The organism is Wenzhouxiangella marina (assembly GCF_001187785.1).
GTDB classification, from domain to species: domain Bacteria; phylum Pseudomonadota; class Gammaproteobacteria; order Xanthomonadales; family Wenzhouxiangellaceae; genus Wenzhouxiangella; species Wenzhouxiangella marina.
The window spans coordinates 3,115,833-3,138,932 of sequence record NZ_CP012154.1 but is presented as its reverse complement, the minus strand read 5'-3'; the positions used below and the strand labels follow the sequence as shown (position 1 = coordinate 3,138,932).

Here is a 23,100-nt window from a genome sequence, read left to right as displayed (position 1 = left end):
GATTCCGCCATCGGAGTGCCCCCAGCTTCATGAACCGCAGAACCAAGATCGTTGCGACCCTCGGACCCGCCACCGACGACGCCGAGGCCCTCGAGCGCCTGATCCGCGCCGGTTGCGATGTCGTGCGCATCAATTTCTCCCACGGTGATGCCAAGACCCACGGGCGCCGCATTCGCATGGTCCGTGCCGTGGCCCGCGAGCTCGACACGGACGTGGCCGTGCTCGCGGACCTTTCCGGTCCGAAGATCCGCATCGACCGTTTCCGGGAGGGGCGGGTCGAGCTGCAGGCGGGGGATGACTTCACCCTGTATGCGCGCGAGAATCCGCCGGCCGGGGACGCGAGTGGCGTGGGCGTGGCCTACCTGGGGCTGGCAGGTGACGTGCGGCCTGGCAGCGAGCTGCTCCTCGACGATGGCTTGATGGCGCTCGAGGTCAAGGAGGTCGTCGGCGACGAGATCCGCTGCACCGTGCTGACCAGCGGTCCCCTGTCCGATCGCAAGGGCCTCAATCTGCGCGGCGGTGGCCTGTCCATCCCGGGCGTGTCCGAGGCGGACAAGGCCGACATCCTGCTGGCGGCCGAGTGGCAGGTGGATTTCCTGGCGGTGAGCTTTCCGCGCGGTCCGGAAGACATGGAGCAGGCTCGAGCCCTGCTGCACGCCGCCGGCGGCACGGCCGGCCTGGTCTCGAAGATCGAGCGCACCGAGGCGATCGAGAACCTCGATGCCATCATCGAGGCCTCGGACGCGGTGCTCGTGGCGCGCGGTGATCTGGGCGTGGAGATCGGCGAGGCCGAGCTGCCGGGCCTGCAGAAGCGCATCATCGCCGCCAGCCTGCGCCTGAATCGGCCGGTGATCACGGCCACCCAGATGATGCAGTCGATGATCGACAACCCGATCCCGACCCGCGCCGAAGTGCTCGACGTGGCCAATGCCGTGATCGACGGCACGGACGCGGTGATGCTGTCGGCGGAAACGGCCGTGGGCAAGCACCCCTCGAAAGTGATCGAGGCCATGGGCCGGATCTGCGAGGGCGCCGAGCGTCACGTTCAGTCGCACGTGCCGGCGCGCCTGTTCCAGACCCGACCCGAGCGCGCCGATCAGGCGATCGCCATGGCCGCGATGATGACGGCGAACAATTTCGAGGTGCAGGCGATCATCGCCCTGACCGAGTCCGGCTCGACGGCCCAGTGGTTGAGTCGGGTGCGCTCGCCGGTGCCGATCGCGGGTCTCAGTCCGAACCGCGCTTCACTGCGGAAGATGCGCCTCTACCAGCACGTTCAGCCCCTGTTCTTCGCCCCAGGTGAGGCGCCGCGCGACGAGGTGCCGGGCCTGGCCATCGAGCGAGTCAAGGCGGCGGGCCTGGTGCGCTCCGGAGATCGTGTGCTGATGACCCTGGGTGACGCGATGGGCGAGCTGGGCACGACCAACACTCTCAAGATCCTGCGGGTGCCCTGACTGCCCGTCATCGGCCAAGGGTGGATGGGCCGCCGGAGATGGCAAAAGCGGCCATCGAATACGGCCTGACGGGTGATCCCGGGCGCCGGGGTGGCTACAATAGCGGGATTCATTTTGTTTTCCGATCTCCTGAGAGCCTCGACATGACTGACAAACTCGAACAGCTGGTTGAAATCGCCCAGGCCATGGTGGCGCCGGGCAAGGGCATTCTTGCCATCGACGAATCCACCGGTACCTGCCAGAAGCGCTTCGACAGCGTGGGCGTGGAGTGCACCGAGGCCAACCGCCTCGACTACCGCTCGATGATGCTGACGACCCCGGGCCTGGGCCAGTTCATTTCCGGCGCGATCCTGTTCGACGAGACGATCCGTCAGAAGCTGCCGGACGGCACGCCTCTGGTCGAGGTCATGAACAAGGCCGGCATCCTGCCGGGCATCAAGGTCGACAAGGGCGCCAAGGACATGGCCGGCTTCGAGGGTGAAAAGGTCACCGAAGGCCTGGACGGCCTGCGCGAGCGCCTGGCCGAGTATGCAGAGCTGGGCGCCAAGTTCTGCAAGTGGCGCGCGGTGATTACCATCGGTGACGAGATTCCGTCTCGCGCCTGCATCGACGCCAACGCCCATGCCCTGGCGCGCTACGCCGCGCTCTGCCAGGAAGCCGGCCTGGTGCCGATCGTCGAGCCGGAAGTGCTGATGGACGGTGACCACGATCTGGACACCAGCTTCGACGTGACCGAAGCGACCCTGAAGTCCCTGTTCCAGGCGCTCTACGAGCAGAACGTCATGCTGGAAGGCTGCGTGCTCAAGGCTTCCATGGTCATCTCGGGCTCCAAGGCCGAAGACCGGGCCGGCATCGAGGAAGTGGCCGAGGCCACCGTCGACTGCCTGCTCAATGCCGTGCCTGCCGCTACCGCCGGCATCGTCTTCCTGTCCGGTGGTCAGGGTGACGTGGAAGCCACCCAGCACCTGGATGCCATGAACAAGATCGGCGACATGCCCTGGCCGCTGAGCTTCAGCTATGGCCGCGCGCTGCAGGCCGAGTGCCTGAAGACCTGGGCTGCCGATCCGAAGGGCAACCGCGAGAAGGCCCAGCAGATCCTGCTGCATCGCGCCCGCATGAACGGCGCCGCCGCCCTGGGCGAGTGGGACGAAGAAGAAGAGAACGGCTGATCATCGCCCATGTTCGATGCGAGATGCCTGACGGCAACTCGTGATTGAAACCATGAAGGGCACGAAGCGCACGAAGGAAAAGCAAAATCCTTTCTTCGTGTTCTTCGTGCCCTTCGTGGTTCAAAAAACCAACTTCCGGAAACCCGACCATGACCGACAGCAAGGACAAGTTTCGCGAGCAGGCCCTGGACTATCACCGTTACCCGGTGCCGGGCAAGATCAAGGTCACGCCGACCAAGGCCCTGACCACGGCCAAGGATCTGGCCCTGGCGTACTCGCCGGGCGTGGCGGCGGCCAGCGAAGCGATCGCCGAGCGCCCGGATGCGGCGCGCGAGTTCACCGCTCGGGGCAACCTGGTGGCGGTCATCTCCAACGGCACGGCGGTGCTCGGCCTGGGCAATATCGGCCCGCTGGCGTCCAAGCCCGTGATGGAAGGCAAGGGCGTGCTGTTCAAGAAATTCGCCGGCATCGATGTGTTCGACATCGAGATCGACGAGTCCGACCCGGACAAGCTGATCGACATCGTCGCCAGCCTCGAGCCGACCTTCGGCGGCATCAACCTCGAGGACATCAAGGCGCCGGAGTGCTTCAAGGTCGAGGAAGCCCTGAAGGAGCGCATGGGCATTCCCGTCTTCCACGACGACCAGCACGGCACGGCGATCATCACCGCCGCGGCCCTGGTCAATGGTCTGGAGCTGTCGGGCAAGAAGATCGAGGATGTCCGTCTGGTCGCCTCCGGTGCCGGAGCCGCCGGCATGGCCTGTCTGGACCTGCTGGTGACCATGGGCCTGAAGCGCGAGAACGTGGTGGTCTGCGATCGCGAGGGTGTGGTCTACGTCGGCCGCGAGACCGACATGGATCCGCGCAAGGCCAGCTACGCCGTCGACACGGAGGCGCGCACCCTGGGTGAGGTGATCGGCGGAGCCGACGTCTTCCTGGGCGTGTCCGCCCCCGGGGTGCTCAAGCCCGAGATGGTCAAGGCGATGGCCGAGCGTCCGATCATCCTGGCCCTGGCCAATCCGACGCCGGAGATCATGCCCGACGAAGCTCGCGAAGCCAGGCCCGACGCCCTGATCGCCACCGGCCGCTCGGATTTCCCGAACCAGGTGAACAACGTCCTCTGCTTCCCCTACATCTTCCGCGGCGCGCTCGATGTGGGTGCGACGGCGATCAACGACGAGATGAAAATGGCCTGCGTGCACGCCATCGCGGAGCTGGCGCGAATGGAGGCGTCCGACGTCTCGGCCGCGGCCTACGGGGGCGAGGTGCCGAAGTTCGGCCCCGACTACCTGATCCCGCAGCCCTTCGATCCGCGCCTGCTGGTGCAGCTCGCGCCGGCCGTGGCGCAGGCGGCGATGGACTCGGGCATCGCCACCCGTCCCATCGAGGACATGGAGGCCTATCGCGAGCGCCTGAGCCAGTACGTTTTCCGCACCGGACTGGTGATGAAGCCGGTCTTCGATGCCGCGCGCAAGGATCCGAAGCGCGTCGTCTTCGCCGAAGGCGAGGAGGAGCTGGTGCTGCGCGCGGTCCAGACCGTGGTCGACGACGGTCTGTGCAAGCCGATTCTGGTCGGGCGACCGAAGGTCGTCGACATGCGCATCGAGCGCGCGGGATTGCGGATTCGCGCCGGCGAGCATTTCGATCTGGTCAACCCGGAGTCCGACCCGCGCTTCAAGGAGTACTGGCAGACCTTCCACGAGATCACCCAGCGCCGCGGTGTGACTCCGGATTCCGCCAAGGCGATCGTGCGGACCCGCAACACGGTGATCGCGGCGATCATGGTGCATCGCAACGAGGCCGACGCCCTGATCTGTGGCGTGGTCGGTCAGTACCACAAGAAACTCAAGTACGTCACCGAAGTGCTGGGCCTGGCCCCCGGCTGCAAGACCCCCGGGGCTCTGTCGGCGATGTCGACGGAGAACGAGACGATCTTCGTCTGCGACACGCACGTCAATCCGGACCCGACGGCCGAACAGCTGGCCGAGCTGACGATCATGGCGGCGGAGAAGGTGCGCCTGTTCGGCATGACGCCCAAGGTCGCCCTGGTGTCGCACTCGAACTTCGGCTCCCACGTCGACCCGCAGGCCTCGAAGATGCGCAAGGTGCTTCGCCTCCTGCGCGAGCGCGCTCCCGAGCTTGAGGTCGACGGTGAGATGCGGGCCGACGCGGCCCTGCTGCCGGCGATCCGAGAGCGGGTGTTTCCGAACTCGACGCTTCAGGGGCCGGCCAATCTGCTGATCATGCCGGACCAGGACGCCGCCCATATCGCCTTTTCCATGGCGCGGGTGATCGGCAAGGCCGTGACCATCGGGCCGATCCTGATGGGGGTGGGCCGGCCGGCGCACGTGCTCACGCCCTCGGCGACGGTCCGACGGGTGGTCAATATGACGGCGATCGCCGTGGTCGATGCGCAGAACGAACAGCGACAGCGAGCGCGAGATAACGGAGAGTTGTTCGAGGCCCCATAAGGCCGGAAACAGCGCGCCCCGCTGGGGGCGCGCCTGGCTTGGCGATTGGCTCGGCGCTTGGCTTGGCGACCGGCTTCAGTGTATCGAGGGGCTCAGCCGCAGCTCGGCTGGACTCGAAAGCTGGGCAGGCTGGGAAAGGCGATCCGGATTTCCACCCGCTGCGGGGTGGCCTCGTGGATTCGGTACGGTAGCTCCAGCGGCATCGCGGCCGGATCCGCTGCTTTGCCTTGCAGGCTGGCCAGCCACTGCCGACCCGGTTGTTCCAGCGTGGCCAGCGCCCGGTCCAGGGTCTCCTGGCTGGGAATCGGCGACCAGACATCCTCTATCTCGATGCTCAGGGTGGCCCAGATCGCCATGATCAGTAGCGGTAGAACGATTTTCATGGCTCGACTCCTTGCGGTTTCCTTTTTCTTGTCCGCTCCCTTGTTCCTATGACGCTCGAAAGGGCAAAAAGGTTGCAGGGGATTTCGCCTCGATCTGGAAACGGGTAGGCTGGACGCCTCAACCCATATCGTGGAGTCGGATCCATGAAAGCACACGCGCTCGATCGCCAGGCCATCGGCATGGCCCTGGCCGCCGGCTTGATGCTCGGCACGAGCGGCAGGCTTGCGGCCGATGATGCCCTGATCCGCAGCGTGTTCGATGGCAGTCGTGGGGACTGGATCGATCTGACCCATGCCTTTTCCGAAGACTCGATCTACTGGCCGACCGACACGCGCGGTTTCGAGCTGGAGGAGCTGGCGCATGGGCATACGGAAGGCGGCTGGTTCTATTCCTCCTATCGCTACTCCAGCGCCGAGCATGGCGGTACCCACCTCGATGCGCCGATCCATTTCGCCGAGGGACGTCAGACCGCCGATGAAATCCCCCTGTCCAGTCTCATCGGTCCTGCCGTGGTCGTCGATGTCTCCGGGCATGCGCACCCGGACTACCTGATCTCGGTCGAGGACTTTCAGGCCTGGGAGTCGGCCCACGGGCGGATGCCGGACGGCGCCATCCTGCTGGTCCGGACCGGTTGGGAGACGCGCTACGGGGATCGTACTGCCTATCTGGGGACCGAGCTGACCGGGGCCGAGGCGGTGCCGGAGCTGCATTTTCCCGGTCTCGATCCCGAGGCTGCGCAATGGTTGGTCGACGAGCGCTCGATCGCCGCTTTCGGGCTCGACACGCCGAGCGTGGACTACGGGCAATCCCGGGACTTCCGCTCGCACGTGATCCTGTACGAGGAGAACATCCCGGGCTTCGAGAACGTCACCAATCTGGCTCAGTTGCCGCCGGCGGGCAGCTACGTGATCGCCTTGCCCATGAAGATCGAGGGCGGCAGTGGCGGGCCGCTCCGGATCATCGCCTACCGACCCTGATATCCGCCGCCGAATCCCGCTTCGGGCTTCCGCGGCGCACCGTACGTCCAGGTATGGAAAACGCCGGTATTTCAAGGGCCGACGCGTTGCGGCGGTGTCGTTACAATAGCGGATTCATGACAATTAATTGGGCCCCAGGAAGAGGCGCGGCATGGTTCAACAATATCCCCACCCCGACGACATCGATGCCAAGGAAACAAAGGAGTGGCTGGAATCGCTTTCGGCGGTCATCGATCGGGACGGCCCCGAACGGGCCCACTACCTGCTCGAGCGTCTGGTCGAGCTGGCGCGCCGTTCGGGTGCGCACCTGCCTTTCGACCTGACCACGGCCTATCTGAATACGATTCCGCCCCATCGCCAGCCCTCGATGCCGGGGGACGGTTCGCTCGAGCGTCGAATCCGCGCGATCATTCGCTGGAACGCGATGGCGATGGTGGTGCGGGCTGCGCGTCGCGGTGGCGAACTGGGCGGTCACATCGCCAGCTTTGCCTCGGCGGCGACCCTGTACGACGTGGGTTTCAATCACTTCTTCAAGGGTCCGGACCATGAGGACGGTTCCGACCTGTTGTTCATCCAAGGCCATTCCTCGCCGGGGATCTATGCACGCGCCTTCCTCGAAGGCCGTATCGACAAGGACCAGCTCGATCGCTTCCGCCAGGAGGTGGATGGCGAGGGCCTGAGTTCCTACCCGCACCCCTGGCTGATGCCGGAGTTCTGGCAGATTCCGACCGTGTCGATGGGCCTGGGTCCGATCATGGCGATCTACCAGGCGCGCTTCCTGAAGTACCTGCACAACCGGGAACTGGTCGAGGCGGAGAAGCGCAAGGTCTGGTGCTTCATGGGCGACGGCGAGACCGATGAGCCGGAATCGCTGGGTGCGATTTCCCTTGCCGGTCGCGAAAAGCTCGACAACCTGGTCTTCGTGGTCAACTGCAATCTGCAGCGTCTCGATGGCCCCGTGCGCGGCAACGGCAAGATCATCCAGGAGCTCGAAGGCGTGTTCCGGGGTGCCGGCTGGAACGTCATCAAGGTGATCTGGGGCTCCTACTGGGATCCGCTGCTGGCCCGCGATACGAAGGGTCTGCTGCGCCGGCGCATGGAAGAGGCGCTGGACGGTGATTATCAGAAATACAAGGCCAACGACGGTGCCTACGTGCGCGAGCACTTCTTCGGCGCCTACGACGAGCTGAAGGAAATGGTCGCGGATCTGTCGGATGAGGACATCTGGCGCCTCAATCGTGGCGGTCATGATCCGCACAAGATCTTCGCGGCCTATCACGCGGCCAGCCAGCACAAGGGTCAGCCCACGGTCATCCTGGCCAAGACCATCAAGGGTTATGGCCTCGGCAAGTCCGGTGAGGGCCAGAACATCTCGCACCAGCAGAAGAAGCTCGACCTCGACGGCGTTCGCTACTTCCGCGATCGCTTCAAGGTGCCGATCAAGGACGAGCAGCTCGACGAGGTGCCGTATTACCACCCGGGCGAGGACTCCGACGAGGTCCAGTACCTGCGCAAGCAGCGCGAGAAGCTGGGCGGCTACCTGCCCCAGCGTCGGGTCGGGTCGACCGCGCTCGAGGTGCCGGAGCTCGATGCCTTCGAATCGATCACCAAGGGTTCGGGCGATCGCGAGATCTCGACCACCATGGCTTTCGTGCGCTGCCTGGCCGTGCTGCTGCGCGACAAGAACCTGAAAAAGCACATCGTGCCGATCATCTGCGACGAAGCGCGCACCTTCGGCATGGAGGGCCTGTTCCGCCAGATCGGCATCTACGCGCCCTTCGGTCAGCTCTACGAGCCGGTCGATTCCGACCAGCTGATGTACTACAAGGAAGACCAGAAGGGTCAGGTGCTGCAGGAAGGCATTACCGAGGCGGGCTCGATGAGCTCCTGGATCGCGGCGGCGACGAGCTATGCCTCGAACGGCCTGCCGATGATTCCCTTCTACACCTTCTACTCGATGTTCGGCTTCCAGCGCATCGGCGATCTGGCCTGGGCGGCCGGCGACATGCGCGCCCGCGGTTTCCTGATCGGCGGCACCTCGGGCCGGACCACGCTCAACGGCGAGGGTCTGCAGCACGAAGATGGCCACAGCCATGTCCTGGCCGGCACGATTCCGAACTGCGTGACCTACGATCCGAGCTTCGGCTACGAGCTGGCGGTGATCCTGCAGGACGGCCTCAAGCGCATGTACGCCGATGAAGAGGACGTCTACTACTACATCACGGTGCTGAACGAGAACTACGCCCAGCCGGCCATGCCCGAGGGCTGCGAGGAAGGCATCCGCAAGGGCCTGTACCTGTTCGATTCGGTCGAAGCCGGCGAGCAGTCCGCGCGCGTGCAGCTGCTGGGCTCGGGCTCGATCCTGCGCGAGGTCATCGCGGCCGCCGGAATCCTCCGCGACGACTTCGGCGTCTCGTCGGACATCTGGTCGGCACCGAGCTTCAACGAGCTTCGCCGCGACGGTCAGGCCGTGTCCCGGCAGAACCGGCTCAATCCGGAACAGCCCGCCGGCCAGGCCTGGGTAAGCCGTCAGCTCGACGGACGCCAGGGCCCGGTGGTGGCAGCCACGGACTACATCCGTGCCTACGCCGACCAGATCCGTGAGTGGGTGCCGCAGTCGAACTACCTGGTGCTGGGCACCGATGGCTTCGGGCGCTCGGACACGCGCGAGAACCTGCGCCGCTTCTTCGAGGTCGATCGACGCTACATCGCCTACACCGCCCTGGTCGGGTTGAACCGCGAGGGCCGTTTCGACGATGAAGCCCTGATCCGCGCCCGCTCGACCCTGGACATCGACCCCGACAAGCCCCTGCCCCTGTCGGTCTGAGTCCGGAGAGAAAAGACTGAACACGAAGGTCACGGAGGAGAGCACGAAGACAAAAGAAAGTCTTTCTTCGTGCCCTCTGTGCTCTTCTTCGCGTTCTTCGTGTTAAAGATGTTTTGGTCCTTCAGAGAACAAGCGCCCGACGCCTTTCGAGAGTGAACACAGATGAGTAAACGACAGGAAATTCGCGTTCCCGATATCGGTGACTTCGACAAGGTGCCGGTGATCGAGATTCTGGTGGCCGAAGGCGATCGGATCGAGGCGGAGCAGTCGCTGCTGACCCTGGAGTCGGACAAGGCAACGATGGAGGTGCCGGCGCCGGCCGCGGGAACCCTGGTCTCGCTGAAGGTCAAGGAGGGCGACGAGCTCTCCGAAGGCGACGTGATCGGCGAGATGGAGCTCGACGGCGAGGGTGAGGACAGCGGGACTTCGTCCGAAGCGAGCACCGAGGCCGCGAAGGATGAGCCGACGTCGAAGGAAGACGAGGCAGCGTCGGACGCCGAGGCCAAGGATACGCCCGCACCGAAGCACGAGTCCGCGCCGTCCAGTTCCGAAGCCCCGTCGTCGTCCAGTGACGGCGAGGACTTGCCGCCCCCACCGGTGCCCTTCGGCGAGATGAGCGAGGATCCGGCCTCACTGCCGCATGCTTCGCCATCGGTCCGGCGTCTGGCGCGTGAGCTGGGCGTCGATCTGTCTCGGGTGCAGGGTTCCGGACGCAAGGGCCGGATCACGGAGGACGACCTGAAGGCCCACGTCAAGGAGCGCATGGCAGCCCCCGCCAGCGCCGGCGGCAGCGGCCTGAACGTCGCCGAAGCGCCGTCGGTGGATTTTTCGAAGTACGGTGAGACCGAAGAAGAGCCGCTGTCGAGGATCAAGCGCATTTCCGGCCCCAATCTGCACCGCAACTGGGTGTCGATTCCGCACGTGACCCAGTTCGACGAGGCCGACATCACCGAGATGGAGGCTTTTCGCAAGGCCAGCCAGGCCCAGGCCGAAAAGGCGGGCACGAAAATGACGCCGCTGGTGTTTCTCATCAAGGCGGTGGTCGCGGCCCTGGCCGAGTTTCCGCAGTTCAATGCGTCCCTGTCGGCCGATGGCCAGTCGCTGATTCGCAAGAAGTATTTTCACGTCGGCGTGGCCGTGGACACGCCCAATGGCCTGGTCGTTCCGGTGCTGCGTGACTGTGATCGCAAGGGCCTGATCGAATTGGCCCAGGAGCTGACGGATCTGAGCACGCGAGCGCGTGACGGCAAGCTCAAGGGTGACGAGATGAAGGGCGGTTGCTTCTCCATCTCGAGCCTGGGGGGGATCGGGGGCACGGCGTTCACGCCGATCATCAATGCGCCGGAGCTCGCCATTCTTGGCGTGTCGCGTGCCCAGCTGAAGCCGGTCTGGGACGGAGAGGCCTTCCAGCCCCGGCTTTGCCTGCCCTTGTCCCTGTCCTACGATCATCGCGTGATCGATGGTGCCGACGCGGCGCGTTTCACCCGCTTCCTCGCCAGTCAGCTCGAGGACGTCCGGCGCATGCTGCTCTGACGGATTCGGGGATGAGCGATTCGACCCGCCAGACGGGCTTCGGGATGATGCTGGTGGCCGCCCTGGCGATGCTGGGCGGCCTGACCTGGTTCTTTTCCGACCGGCTCGAGCAACGCAGCAATCCCAATCGCGTGGTCGAAAGCGAACGCGTGGGTGATCGGATCGACATCACCCTCCGGGCCGATCGCCAGGGCCACTACGTGGCGACCGGCGAGATCAATCGCACGGAAGTCACTTTCCTGGTCGATACCGGTGCCACCCTGGTCTCGGTGCCCGAGGAACTGGCCGATCAGCTCGGCCTCGAGCGCCAGGCGCCGATCGGGCTGCAGACGGCGGCCGGTCCCGTCCAGGGTTATCTCACTCGTCTGGATGAAGTCCGCCTCGGGGACATCGTCCAGCGCGACGTACGAGCAGCCATCAACCCTGGTCGCCATGACACCGTGCTGCTCGGCATGAGTTTCCTGCGCGATCTGGAACTGGTCCACCGCGATGGTGAACTGACGCTCAGGACTGCGTCCCTCGGAACCTCGGACTGACTCGACGGACCAGCCTGCCAACTTGCATCGGGCGGCTCGCCTTTCCAGTAATCGGGCTAATTTGATCCGGCCCTGGGCAGGGTCTAGACTCGAAGGCCTGCATCCAAGGGGAGGAGGTCCGTGAGGGAATCGAAACCCGAACTGTCCGACAGGCTCAAGCGCTGGTCGCAGGGCGATTCCGAGGCGCGTGACGAGGTGGTCGAGCAGCTCTATCAGGAGCTCAAGCGAGTGGCCCGCGCGCAGCTGTCGAGCGAGCGCGCTGGCCACACCCTGCAGCCCACGGCGCTGGTCAACGAGGCCTGGATGAAGTTGGCGGGCGCTCATGGGATTCAGGTCAATGATCGCCCTCATTTCATCGCGCTGGCCGCGCGGATGATGCGCCAGATCCTGATCGACTCGGGTCGCCGCAAGCAGGCCGGCAAGCGGTCCGACGAGCCGACGCCGAGCCTGCTCTACGGCACTCCCAGTGGGCAGACCGGCACCCTGGACCTGATGGCCCTCGATGCGGCGCTGGAGCGTCTGGAGACGGCTCATCCCGAGCAGGCAAGGGTGGTCGAGCTGCGCTACTTCGGTGGCTTGAGTATCGAGGAAACGGCGGCGGCGATGTCGATCTCTGCCTCGACCGCCAAACGCTACTGGCGCGCCGCTCGGGCCTGGCTGTATCTCGAATTGGGAGCCCCTTCCGATGGCTGATGATGCGGATCGCTCCCACCGGCCCACCGAGGCGATGGATGGCGAGGCCATGGCCCTGTTCTTCGAGAGCTTCGATCAGGCCGATGAGGAGCGTGAGGCCTGGTTGCAGGCGCGCTGCGTCGACCGGCCCGATCTGTTCCGGAGGGTCATGGCGCTGGTGCGGGCCGACCAGGACAGCGAGGGGTTCCTGGAATCGACACCCATCAGCCCTTCGCCCAGCCGCATCGGCCAACGCCTCGGCGCCTATGAGCTGGTCAGCGAGATCGCTTCCGGTGGTATGAGCACGGTCTATCGGGCGCGGCGAGTCGATGGGACCTACCAGCACGATGTGGCGATCAAGCTGTTTCGTGCCTTTCATATGGACGCGTCGGCACGGCAGCGCTTCGACACGGAACGTCAGATTCTGGCCGCCCTCGAACACCCCAATATCGCGCGCATCATCGACGGCGGTACGGCCGAAGACGGCACGCCCTTCGTGGTGATGGAATTGGTCGACGGCGCGCCGATCACGCAATACTGCGAGCGCCACCGCGTCGATCTCGTCCAGCGCCTGAAACTGTTCATCAAGGTCTGCCAGGCGCTGGCCTTCGCCCATCGGCGGGGGATCATCCATCGTGACATCAAGCCGGCCAACGTGCTGGTCGGCGCCGGCGGCGAACCCAAACTCATCGATTTCGGCATCGCCAAGGTCCTGCAGCCGGAGACGATGAACCTCGAGCTCCCGGAGACGCGCCTCGACCAGCGCCCGCTGACGCCGGAATACGCCAGCCCGGAACAGCTCATGGGTCGGCCGGTGGGCCTGCCCACCGATGTCTACTCGATGGGCGTGTTGCTCTACGAACTGCTGACCGGGCAGCGTCCGCATCAGATCGCGGCACTGAGTCCCGCCGAGGCCGAGCGCGTCGTGCTGGGCACGATCCCGGCCGACCCCAGTCAGGCGATCGCGCGGGGGCGGCAGGCCCCACCTTCGGGTCTGGGTGAGTCGGGGACGCTCCGGAGGCGGCTGCGTGGTGATCTGGATCGAATCGTGATGACCGCGATGCGCCGCGAGCCCGAGGCGCGCTTCGATACCATCACGGCCCTGGCCGAGGATCTAGAACGTCATCTGTCCGGCCAGCCGGTCCGCGCACGGGGTGCATCGCGTTGGTATCGGGCGTCCAAGTTCATCGCGCGTCACCGCATCGGCGTGGCGGCTACGGCTCTGGTGTTCGTGGTGCTGGTCGGGTCCCTTGCCGCGGTGCTGAATCAGTCTCGCGAGGCGCGTCAGCAGCGCGATCAGGCCGAGGCGGCCAAGCAGTTCCTGGTCGACATGATCGGCCGCGCCGACCCCTACGAGAATACGGAGTCCGCCACGCTGGTCGGCGCGATCAAGCAGTCCCTGCCCGACATCGAGACCCGATTCGCCGCCCAGCCCGAGCTGGAGGCGGAGATGCGCTACGCCCTTGGCTATGCGCTGCAGAATCTCGGCGAGATTCCACTGGCTCGCGAGCAGCTCGAGCGAGCGGCCGATCTCCGCTCCGGCGGCGGGGATTCGCTGGCACGCTCGCAGGTGGAGGATGCCCTCGGCATCGTGGCCTGGTGGGAGAGTGATTTCGAACTCGGCAGCCGCCACTTCCAGCAGGCGCTCGATCTGATCGCCGACGATCGCAGCCCGATGGCCGAGGCTCGTCGGGTAACGATTCTGACCAACTGGGCGGGCATGCTGATCGATGCCGGGGACTTCGAGCGAAGCCGGGCCCTCGGCGAGCGGGCACTGGCTCGGGTCGCCGAGGTGCCGATCGACGCGGGCACCCTGGCCACGCTCTGGAGCAACCTGGCCACGGCTCGCGAAGGCATGGACGACGGCGAGGCCGCGCTCGAGGCCTTCGAGCAGGCGCTCGCAGTCCAACGGGCCGAGACGGGGGAGAACCATCCGAACTACGCGATCATCCTCAACAATCTGGCGCTGCTCTACTACCACCTGGATCGTCTCGATGAGGGGGTCGAGGCGCTCGAGGCCTCGGTACGCATCCGATTGGCGACCCTGGGTGATCAGCACCCCCAGACCGCCACCGCCATGGTCAATCTGGCCCGCATGCTGACCCTGGCCGGCCGCCCCGCCGAGGCCGAGCCGCACGCGCTCCGCGGTCTGCAGGTGGCTCGGGCCGGATGGGAGCCGGGTCACCCGCGCATCGGCAAGGCACACGAGGCCCTGGCGCTGCTGTATCGGGACACGGGGCAGCTGGAGCAGGCGAGGGAGCACGCCGCGCGAGCGCTCGAGACCTATCAGGCCGCGCCCAGCGTCGATCCGGCCTGGGTCGAGACGATCCAGGCGCTGCAGGCCGAACTGGCGGCGGCGTCCAACGGCTGAACCCAAGCTGGAGCGCTGGATCTGGGGTACCCTTTCCGGCTGTACTTTCAACGGCCTGTGCGTGCCGAACCGAGCAGCGAGTGACCCAATGAGCGAGAAGAGAGAAGTCCAGGTTCCCGATATCGGTGATTTCGACAAAGTGCCCGTGATCGAGATTCTCGTGGCCGAGGGCGATGAAGTCGAAGCCGAACAGTCCCTCATCACCCTGGAGTCCGACAAGGCGACCATGGAGGTGCCGGCGCCCGCCGCCGGACGAATTCTGGAACTGCGCGTCAAGGAAGGCGACGAGGTCTCCAAGGGCGATGTGATTGCCCTGATGGAGGCAGCGGAATCGGAGACTGCCTCGAGCGCTGCAGGCTCGGCATCGTCGGAAGCGGGCTCGCCCCGTCAGGACGGGAGCGACCAGGCCGCGACGACCGCATCCCCTCGCCGTGAAGCAGAAGCGCCCACTCGCCCGGCGCAGACCGATTTCGACCTGGTCGTGCTCGGCGCGGGTCCCGGGGGCTACACGGCGGCCTTCCGCGCGGCGGATCTGGGCCTGAAGGTGGCCCTGGTCGAGCGCTATGAGAGCCTCGGCGGCGTCTGCCTGAACGTGGGCTGCATCCCCTCGAAGGCCCTGCTGCACGTGGGTCAGATCATCGATGCGGCCGATCATCTGGGCTCGCACGGGGTGAAGTTCGGTGCCCCCGAAATCGACCTGGACGCACTGCGTGGCTACAAGAACGAGGTGGTCGGCAAGCTGACCGGTGGCCTGGCCGGGATGGCGAAGAAGCGCAAGGTCGAGGTCATCCACGGGCGGGCCGAGTTTGCCGCGGCGCACAGTCTGGCGGTGGAGTCCGAGGATGGTCGACGAGAGCTGAGCTTCGCCCAGTGCATCATCGCCGCCGGGTCGCGCGTGGTGCGGATTCCCGGCATTCCCTGGGACGATGAGCGCGTGATGGATTCGACCGATGCGCTGGAGCTGGCCGAAGTGCCGGAACGCCTGCTGGTCATCGGCGGCGGCATCATCGGCCTGGAAATGGCCTGCGTGCATCGAGCGCTGGGCTCGAAGGTGACCGTGGTCGAACTGATGGACCAGCTCATGCCGGGCGCCGACGCGGATCTGGTCAAGCCGCTGCAGCAGCACATGCAGAAGCTCGGGGTCGAGTTCCATCTGGAAACGAAGGTCGAGCAGGTCGAAGCCACCGAGCAGGCCCTGGTGGCCCATCTGGCCGGCAAAGGGGCGCCGGAGCGGGCCGAATTCGACCGCGTCCTGGTCAGCGTCGGCCGGCGGCCCAATGGTGATCGGATCAATGCCGGGGCGGCCGGTGTTGACGTCGACGAGCGCGGCTTCATTCCCGTGGATGGCCAGATGCGAACCGGCCAGTCGCATATCTTCGCCATCGGCGACATCATCGGTCAGCCGATGCTGGCCCACAAGGCCAGCTACGAGGGCAAGATCGCGGCCGAAGTGGCAGCCGGCCACAAGCGCGCGGCCGATGCCCGCGTCATTCCCTCGGTGGCCTATACGGACCCCGAAGTGGCCTGGGTGGGCCTGACCGAGGCGCAGGCGAAGGACAAGGGCATCGACTACGGCGTCGGCAAATTCCCCTGGGCGGCCTCGGGTCGTGCCCTGGGCATGGATCGCTCGGAAGGTTTCACCAAGCTGATCTTTTCCAAGGAGAACGACCGTCTGATCGGTGCGGGCGTCGTGGGCTTGCATGCCGGGGACCTGATCGCTGAACTGGCGCTGGCCATCGAGATGGGCTGCAGCGCCGAGGATATCGGTCTGACCATCCACCCGCACCCGACGCTGAGCGAGTCGGTGATGATGGCGGCCGAGGTCTACGAAGGCACGATCACGGACCTTTACCTGCCCAAGCGCTGAGGGCGGATGGGACCGCAGACCATCAAAAAGGCCGCCTCGAAGGCGGCCTTTTTGATGGTGTCACTGGCATTCGGTCATGGCTGTTCGAAGCGGTCGTTGAAGATCGAATCACTGAACACTTCGTAGGCTCCCATGTCCAGACCGGCGCCCACGACCCGCGGGAAGCCGGGGCCGCGCTGGTCGGTGTCGGGTACGAAGGTGCCAGCGGTTCCCGCATCGATCGCCGGGCTGCCCGGCAGCAGGGCGTGTGTAAAGGTGGGACCGCCGTTGTTGTCCAGCGGCCCCAGCTGCGGATTGATGTTGAGGAGGTTGCCGCTGACGTTGGTGAACTGCGAGTACTTGGCGCCGGCCACCAGCGAGTCGGTGACTTCGCAATAGGTGGAGCCCCGCAGGTCCTGGTAGAGGGTGGCGTTGCCGGTGTTGCCGGCCAGGATCGTGTCGGAAATGTTGCAGGTGGCTGCCCCGTTGAAGACGCCGCCGCCATCGCCATTGGACGTGTTGTTGGCCACGGTCGCGTACTTCAGCTCCGCGGTCATGTTTCCATTGAAGTGAACGCCGCCGCCCACTGCGCCGGTCGCCTGATTGCCCGAGATCGTCGAGTTCTTCAGGAACAGGGTGGTGTCCGTGCCGAGTTCGGCAAAGATGCCGCCGCCGCCGACGGAGCCGTTGCCTGCCGCCACGTTGTTGGTGATTTCGTTGTACTTGACCTCGACCACCGCATTCTGCAGCGAAGGCACGAACAGGCTGATCCCGCCGCCGCAGTTGCTGGCGTAGTTCTCGTAGAAGATGGAACGGCCGACGCCGACCTCCGTGGCCGTGGAGGACATGCGAAGCGCGCCACCGCAGCCGCTTTCGGCGCGGTTGCTGTAGAACTGGCTGTACTCGATGCCGAAGCTCGAGCCGGGCAGGGTGGCCTGCAGGCCGCCGCCGGCCCCGGCCTGAGCCCTGTTGCCGGTGAAGGTGCTCTGCGAAACGTAGACCCGCGTGTCCGTGGCGTCGACATAGATGCCGCCGCCGTTGCCGGCTTGCGAGGTGTTGGAGAAGACGTTCGATTCGCTGATCGTGCTGGTCACCAGCTCACCGAGGTTCAGGCGAAGCCCGCCGCCCGGTCCGTTGGAGACGTTGGAGTCAAAGGTGTTCTGCTCCATCGTCACCGACTTGCGCGGCTCCTCCAGGGTGCCCGCGCCGAAGGTGACTTCGATGAAGGCGCCGCCGCCACCGGAGTCGGCTTCGTTCATGTAGAAGTTGTTGTTCGTCAGCAGGATTTCCGCCGACTGATAGTTGGCGTCTTCCTCGATCAGGTACAGGCCGCCACCCTGGCCCTGGGCCTGGTTGCCGTCGAAAACATTATCGTAGAGGTTGACCTGGTCGCCCGAACCCGGGTCGGCGTAGGTCACGTCCGCGAAGACGGCGCCGCCGTTGCCCTGACCGGCGTACTTGGCGCGGTTGTTGCTGAAGGTGTTGTACTTCAGGATCATTGACGAGTAATCCTGCGAGAGTACGTTCAGCCCGCCGCCATTGCCACCGGTGGCGAAGTTGTTGCTGAAATTGCTGCTGGCGACCAGGGTCAGGCCACCGAAGGACATGTTGGCGTAGACGCCGCCGCCACCCCCTCCCGCCGCATTCGCGGTGGTGAAATTGCCGGTGATCGTCGAGTTCAGGATCTGGACCACCTTGTCCTGGCCCGTGAAGTACGGCTGGTGGTGCAGGCCCCCGCCGGAGATCGACGCCGCGTTCGTGTCCAGGGTGGTGTTGCTCAGGGTCAGGTAGCGGGCCCGGGAGTAGATGCCGCCGCCGCGGGTCTCGCCTCCGCCATTGCTGATGGTGATGTTGGAGAAGGTCACGTCCACGGCGCGGAAGCCGGACGGGTCGGTGTCGTACTTGGTCTCGAAGACGCGCCCGTTGCCCGTGCCGCGCACGGTGATCCGGTTGTCCCCGTCGATCGTGACGTCGTCACCGATCGGCAGGGAGGAATAGTCGGCGCCGTACTCGAAGCCGGCGATGGCATTGGCCGCATCCAGCTGGATCGTGCCGCTCAGGCCGCCCGCGAAGACGATGGTGTCGGCACCGTCGTCGCCGGCGGGACAGTCGCCGAAGGCGATATTGGCCGAAGCCGCCGCGAGGGCGGAGCGCAGTTCGCAGCCTCCGTCCGGGTTGCCGTCATTGAGCGTGGTGACGGTGATCGTCGCCGCCTGCAGCGACCCGGCGGCCAGCGCACCGGCGACCGCGGTGGTCAGTGGTGCGATTTTCGGTTGGATCGACTGCTTGAACTCATACTTGGCGGAGGATGAATACTTTCGGCTCATGCCTGACTCCCTCGAATGCTGGTGTTCGTGGCTTCCGCGGACCCCTGCTTGCCCGCACGCAAACGGACCAACCATGGGCTGGTCTCTGGCTTTTCTTTACGGAATATGCTCAAAATACATGACAGTTGCAAGTCAACTCTGTGATTTGCTTCGCTTATTTCTCTCGATATCGAGCCTTTGATGTTAGGCTCTGGCGTCCCCTGGATGAGCCTCCGAGATGTACTACGCTGCTGCCTGTCAGACCGATTTCCCCGCACCTTCGCACCGCCGTGAGATTGCCGCGCGAACGGCGCGGATGGCCGAGATCATCGAGCAGACCGTGATCGGCTACGAGCCCTTCTTCGACGTGCGATTGCTGGTGTTTCCGGAGTTTGCCCACGCCGTGCCCATCCACGACCGGGTCGAGCGCCTGTACGAAGACCTGGCCATCGAAATTCCCAACGAACACACCGAGGTCTACCATCGGCTGGCGCGCAAGCACGGCTGCTACATCCAGACGGGGACCTTTCTCGAACGGGACGAACGCTTTCCGGGTCATGTCTTCAATACGACTTGTCTGATCGGTCCCGAAGGCCTGCTGGCTCGGTATCGCAAGGTCAATCCCTGGATTCCCTGGGAAATCCACACCAGTCCGCATGATCTGCCGGACTATCCGGACGATCCCTTTCCGGTGGTCGAGACCGAGATCGGTCGCCTGGGCGTGGCCATCTGCTACGACTGGCTGTTCCCCGAGACGATCCGGGAGCTGGCCTTCCGTGGCGCCGAGGTGCTGATCCGGGTCTCGGCCTACATGGACCCCTGGGGCAGCACCGAGCCGATGAACTGGTGGACCCTGGTCAACCGGACCCGAGCGCTCGAGAACACCGCCTACGTGGTGGCGGCCAATCAGGGCGCCGAAATGAAGAACTATCCGCCGTTTTCCTGGCCGGGTGGGTCCATGGCGGTGGACTATGACGGTCGCGTCCTGGCTCAGGCCGATCCTGGCCCGGGCGAGAAGGTGGTGGTGGCCCCGATCGACCTGGCGCGCCTGCGCGAGGAACGGCAGCGGCGCCGAGGACACGACACGCGCAGCCACTTCCGGGCCGAGGTCCATGGCTATGCCGCGCAGCGGCGCCTGGCACCGGCCGGTGATGAACTCATTACAATGGACGGCTTGAATCAACGCATCGAGGCTGCCCGGCGTCGCTGAGGCGGCCGCGGTGCCCGAGAGATCTGGATAGCCTGGTGACCCCTCTGTTTCGCAGTTCCGTCTTCTGTCTTGTTCTGTTGCTTGCCGCCTGCCAGTCGGGCGAGGCGCCGCTGAGCGATGCTCTGATCGAGCGCAACAATCGAGGTGTGGCCCTGATGGGGCAGTACCGCAACGAGGACGCGAGGCAGGTCTTCGCCGAGCTGCTCGCCGAGCGACCGGACTGGACCGACGTGGAGGTCAACCTCGCCATCGCCACGCTCAACCGTCAGCGCGAAGGGGACGAGCTGGTGGCTCTGGAGATCGTGGAGCGCGTGCTGGTCGACCACCCCGAGCATCTCCGGGCACGCTATGTGGCGGGCTTGATGCGTTTCTATATCGGTGATGCCGAAGGCGCCCTCGATCATCTGGCGCAGGTCGCCCGGGCCGCGCCGGAGGACGCTCACGTCGCCTATTTCCATGGCCAGGCCCTGGGCCAGCTCGACCGCACGGAAGAGGCCTTGGCCGAGTACCTGCGTGCCATCGAGCTCGACGCCTATCTGCGCAGCGCCTACTACGGGGCCGCGTTGGCCTACCGCCAGCAGGGCGAGCCCGAGCAGGCGCGCGCCATGCTCGAGGTCTACCAGCGCTTCGCGAACAACCCGCGAGCGCAGCTGGCGGAGTTCGTCTACACCCGTCAGGGCGTGCTGGCCGAGGCCCTGGCGGTCAGTCCGGCGTCGGCGCGATCCGAGTCGTCGCCGCCCGAGGGCCCGCTGTTCGCCGAGCCAACCGTCCTTGCCGAGCTTCACGAGGCGGCCGAGGTCGGCCACCTGAGTGTGGCCGACATCGATGGCGATGGCCGCCTCGATCTGCTCGCCGGGGGCGAGCGCAGCCTGGTGTTCCTGCAGACCAGCGAGGGTGGCTTCCAGGCCGAGGCCTCGCATCCACTGAGCGGGCTGACTGGCGTGGAGGCCGCATTGTGGGGCGATCTGGCCAATCGTGCTTCGCTCGACGTGGTCTTCTGTCGGCCAGCGGGCAATCTCCTGTTCCGGCGGATGGAGGATGGTGGCTGGTCCGAGCTGATGGCCGAGGGTGGGATCAGCGGGCCTGTCGGCTGCCATGATGCGGCCCTGTTCGACGCGGACCATGACGGGGATCTCGACCTCTTCGCCCTGGGCGCGGCGGGGCCGAACGAGTTGTTCAATCAGGATCGCGATACCCAGTGGCGCCGGCTGAGCGAGACGTCGGAGGCCGAAGCGATCCCGGGCGATGGTCGCCCGGGCCGTCAGGTTCTGGTCAGTGACGTCGATGGTGACCGCGATGCGGACCTGTTCATCCTCAACGAAGAAGCACCCCATCAACTGCTGATCAACGACCGGCTCTGGCGCTATCGCCCGGCGAGTGGCGCCGAGGCCCTGCTCGATGCGGAGCTGCTGGCCGTGGCGGCCGCGGACTTCGAAGCCGAGGGGCGGGTCCGCCTGATCGGCCTGGACCGCGCGGGCCGCCTGTCGGCCTGGCGTCCGGACGCGCAAGGGCAATGGCGCGCCGAGGTGCTGACCGAAGCCGCGGCCCGCGATCCCCGCGCCGCTGCCCTGTCCAGCCTCGACCTGACCGGCGACGGCCGGCCGGAAATCCTGTTGCAGCATGCCGACGGCTTCGAGGTGCATGGCTGGGACGGCGAGGGTGGGCTCGAGCGTCTCTATCAGGCCTCGGTCCGCCTGCGCGCGCTCACGCCCGTGTTGCTCGACCCGGCGCGGGGCCCGGCCCTGGCGGGCCTGGTCGAACGCGAGAACGGGCAGCGCCTCGAGTTGTGGCCGGCTGGCCCGGGCCGCGGTCGTTTCGTCGCGCTGGCGCCGACGGGCCTGTCGGACGCGGGGGCGGGTATGCGCTCGAATGCTTCGGGCATCGGTACCTATCTGGTTCTGCGCCATGGTCGGCGCTGGTCGATCACCGACACCTACGATCGGCACGGCGGGCCGGGGCAGAACCTGCAGCCCGTCGCGATCGGGATCGGCGACCGCGACCGAGCCGATTTCCTCAAGCTGCTCTGGTCCGATGGGGTGATGCAGACCGAGATGGATCTGGCCGTAGGACCGGTGCATCGCATCGCCGAGCATCAGCGACAGTTGGCCAGTTGCCCCATCCTCTACGCCTGGGACGGCGAGGCGCACCGTTTCGTCAGCGATCTGCTCGGCGTGGGCGGCATCGGCTTCCTGCTCGAGCCCGGGCGCTATGCCGAGTCCCGCCCCTGGGAGTTCTTCCGCTTCCCCGAGGGCAGCATCGCGCCGCGCGAGGGGCGCTACGAGATCAAGATCGGCGAGCCGATGGAGGAGATCGCCTACATCGACACGGTCCGGCTGCATCTCTATGACCTGCCGCCCGGCTGGGCCGTGGCGGTGGATGAGCGCATGCACACGGGCGGCGGGCCGGCCCCGACCGGTGCGCCGCGCTTCTACCGGGAAGCGTCGAGATTGCGTCCGCTGCGGGCGATCAATCATCGTGGGGAAGAGGTGCGTGCCTCGTTGCTGGCCACGGACGGTCAGGCCGCGCCGCCGGGGCCGCGCGACCCGCGCTTCCTTGGGCGTCTGGCCGAGGACCACGTGCTCGAGCTCGACTTCGGCCAGGTCATCAATCCGCCCGGTGCTCGGCCGATGCTCGTGGCCAGCGGTTGGGTGGAATACCCCTATTCGCAGACCCTGTTCGCCGCCTGGCAGGCCGGCGTCGCTTACCTGCCACCGTCACTGGATGCGTTTGCCGAAGGCCGCTGGCAGACGGTCCACGAGCAGTTCGGCTACCCGGCGGGCATGCCGCGCGAAATGAGTCTGCCCCTCGACGCCCTGCCGCCCGGCACGACCGCGCTGCGTCTGCGCGGCAACTGGGAGGTGTACTGGGACGAGATCAGCGTGGTCCTGGCCGAGGCGCCGCCCGTCGAACTGCGGGCGGCCACGCTCGACAGTCAGCTGGCGCGCCTGGCCCGCACCGGCTTCCCGCGCCGGGATACCCTGGCGCAGTCCCGGCCCCACTACGACTACCAGGATCGGTCCCCGTTCTGGGACACGCGCTATCCGACCGGCTACTACACCGATTTCGGGCGGGTGGATGAACTGATGGCGGATGCCCATGGCGCGCTGGTGGTGTTCGGCCCCGGCGAGGAACTGCACCTGGAATTCGACGCACCCACGCCGCCACCGTCCGGCTGGCGACGCGACGTGGTGCTGGAAGTGCGCGGCTTTGCCAAGGACATGGACCTCTATACTCGCAGCGGCGGGACGGTCGGTCCGCTACCGCTCGATCAGGCGATCGAGGATCCGGCCCAGCGCGAGCCTCTGCACGAGGCCACGATGAATCGATTCCAGGGAGGCTTCTGA

General features: G+C 66.0%; 14 protein-coding genes. 12 read left to right on the top strand and 2 right to left on the bottom strand.

The window, feature by feature from the left end; genetic code table 11:
* Positions 1 to 29: 29 nt before the first annotated feature.
* The 3 genes from pyk (at position 30) to WM2015_RS13265 (ending at position 5,094) form a co-directional block, all read left to right on the top strand.
* On the top strand, positions 30 to 1,454 hold the full coding sequence (gene pyk / locus WM2015_RS13275) for a pyruvate kinase (protein WP_049726499.1): 1,425 nt from the start codon (positions 30 to 32) through the stop codon (positions 1,452 to 1,454).
* A 143-nt stretch (positions 1,455 to 1,597) separates the two neighbouring features.
* Positions 1,598 to 2,623 (top strand): class I fructose-bisphosphate aldolase, encoded by a 1,026-nt coding sequence (locus tag WM2015_RS13270; protein WP_049726498.1) that lies wholly within the window; start codon positions 1,598 to 1,600, stop codon positions 2,621 to 2,623.
* Between the two features lie 149 nt (positions 2,624 to 2,772).
* The gene (locus WM2015_RS13265) at positions 2,773 to 5,094 is read left to right on the top strand and encodes an NADP-dependent malic enzyme (protein WP_049726497.1); all 2,322 of its coding nucleotides are present in this window, start codon (positions 2,773 to 2,775) and stop codon (positions 5,092 to 5,094) included.
* 92 nt (positions 5,095 to 5,186) lie between these two features.
* On the opposite strand, the gene WM2015_RS13260 is transcribed toward WM2015_RS13265, so the two are convergent.
* Entirely contained in the window at positions 5,187 to 5,477 is a 291-nt protein-coding gene (locus WM2015_RS13260) for a hypothetical protein (protein ID WP_156201196.1), read from the bottom strand.
* A gap of 144 nt (positions 5,478 to 5,621) precedes the next feature.
* Here WM2015_RS13260 and WM2015_RS13255 point away from each other — a divergent pair, with 144 nt between their 5' ends.
* The 7 genes from WM2015_RS13255 to lpdA all read left to right on the top strand — a co-directional run bounded on the left by WM2015_RS13255 (position 5,622) and on the right by lpdA (position 16,261).
* On the top strand, positions 5,622 to 6,455 hold the full coding sequence (locus WM2015_RS13255; protein ID WP_211260935.1) for a cyclase family protein: 834 nt from the start codon (positions 5,622 to 5,624) through the stop codon (positions 6,453 to 6,455).
* Between the two features lie 151 nt (positions 6,456 to 6,606).
* The gene (aceE, locus tag WM2015_RS13250) at positions 6,607 to 9,282 is read left to right on the top strand and encodes a pyruvate dehydrogenase (acetyl-transferring), homodimeric type (protein ID WP_049726495.1); all 2,676 of its coding nucleotides are present in this window, start codon (positions 6,607 to 6,609) and stop codon (positions 9,280 to 9,282) included.
* A 162-nt stretch (positions 9,283 to 9,444) separates the two neighbouring features.
* Positions 9,445 to 10,815, top strand: a complete 1,371-nt coding sequence (gene aceF / locus WM2015_RS13245; RefSeq protein ID WP_049726494.1) for a dihydrolipoyllysine-residue acetyltransferase — start codon at positions 9,445 to 9,447, stop codon at positions 10,813 to 10,815.
* Positions 10,816 to 10,826: 11 nt separating this feature from the next.
* The gene (locus WM2015_RS13240; RefSeq protein ID WP_049726493.1) at positions 10,827 to 11,351 is read left to right on the top strand and encodes a retropepsin-like aspartic protease family protein; all 525 of its coding nucleotides are present in this window, start codon (positions 10,827 to 10,829) and stop codon (positions 11,349 to 11,351) included.
* A 120-nt stretch (positions 11,352 to 11,471) separates the two neighbouring features.
* Entirely contained in the window at positions 11,472 to 12,044 is a 573-nt protein-coding gene (locus tag WM2015_RS13235; protein WP_049726492.1) for an ECF-type sigma factor, read from the top strand.
* On the top strand, positions 12,037 to 14,394 hold the full coding sequence (locus tag WM2015_RS13230; RefSeq protein WP_049726491.1) for a protein kinase domain-containing protein: 2,358 nt from the start codon (positions 12,037 to 12,039) through the stop codon (positions 14,392 to 14,394). The genes WM2015_RS13235 and WM2015_RS13230 overlap by 8 nt, the downstream gene beginning before the upstream one ends.
* An 88-nt stretch (positions 14,395 to 14,482) precedes the next feature.
* Complete coding sequence (gene lpdA, locus WM2015_RS13225) at positions 14,483 to 16,261, top strand: dihydrolipoyl dehydrogenase (RefSeq protein WP_049726490.1); 1,779 nt, start codon at positions 14,483 to 14,485, stop codon at positions 16,259 to 16,261.
* 74 nt (positions 16,262 to 16,335) lie between these two features.
* On the opposite strand, the gene WM2015_RS13220 is transcribed toward lpdA, so the two are convergent.
* Entirely contained in the window at positions 16,336 to 18,567 is a 2,232-nt protein-coding gene (locus tag WM2015_RS13220; protein ID WP_049726489.1) for a choice-of-anchor Q domain-containing protein, read from the bottom strand.
* Positions 18,568 to 18,784: 217 nt separating this feature from the next.
* Here WM2015_RS13220 and WM2015_RS13215 point away from each other — a divergent pair, with 217 nt between their 5' ends.
* Together WM2015_RS13215 and WM2015_RS13210 are read left to right on the top strand one after the other, a co-directional pair.
* Positions 18,785 to 19,756, top strand: a complete 972-nt coding sequence (locus tag WM2015_RS13215; RefSeq protein WP_049726488.1) for a nitrilase-related carbon-nitrogen hydrolase — start codon at positions 18,785 to 18,787, stop codon at positions 19,754 to 19,756.
* 35 nt (positions 19,757 to 19,791) lie between these two features.
* A complete protein-coding gene (locus WM2015_RS13210; RefSeq protein WP_156201194.1) occupies positions 19,792 to 23,100 on the top strand; it encodes an FG-GAP-like repeat-containing protein in 3,309 nt (1,102 codons plus the stop codon).